The sequence below is a fragment of the Tepidimonas sp. genome (genome assembly GCF_046292505.1).
Taxonomy (GTDB): domain Bacteria; phylum Pseudomonadota; class Gammaproteobacteria; order Burkholderiales; family Burkholderiaceae_C; genus Tepidimonas.
The window spans coordinates 1-501 of record NZ_JBKBQX010000306.1; the positions used below are offsets into that span (position 1 = coordinate 1).

1 protein-coding gene is annotated in these 501 nt (G+C 66.3%); it reads left to right on the top strand.

Going from position 1 to position 501, the window contains the following annotated elements; all coding sequences use genetic code 11:
• Positions 1 to 3: 3 nt before the first annotated feature.
• The coding region (locus tag ACK4TH_RS13415) for a phosphomethylpyrimidine synthase ThiC (protein ID WP_409627153.1) at positions 4 to 501 on the top strand (498 nt) is incomplete at its 3' end.

Genomic DNA, 501 nt, shown 5'->3' on the forward strand with positions numbered 1-501 from the left:
AAGGTGAACGCGAACATGGGCGCCAGCCCGGTCAGCAGCGGCACCCACGAAGAGGTTGAGAAGCTCAGGTGGGCGGAGAAGTGGGGGGCCGACACGGTGATGGACCTTTCCACCGGCGGCGACCTCGACGAGTGCCGAGCGGCGATCATCCGCGAGTCGACCGTGCCGATCGGGACGGTGCCGATCTACTCGATGATCATCGGGAAGAAGATCGACGACCTGGACTGGGCGACGATCGAGGCGAGCCTGCACCACCAGGCGCGGCAGGGCGTGGACTACTTCACCATCCACGCGGGCGTGCGGCGCGGGCACCTGAAGTTCGTCAAGAACCGGCTGATCGGGATCGTCAGCCGCGGCGGGTCGCTGCTGGCGAAGTGGATGCTGGTGCACAACCGCGAGAACATCATGTACGAGCGGTGGGAGGACATCTGCGAGATCCTGCGTCAGTACGATGTCACGTTCTCGATCGGCGACGGCCTCCGGCCCGGCGGGCTGGCGGAC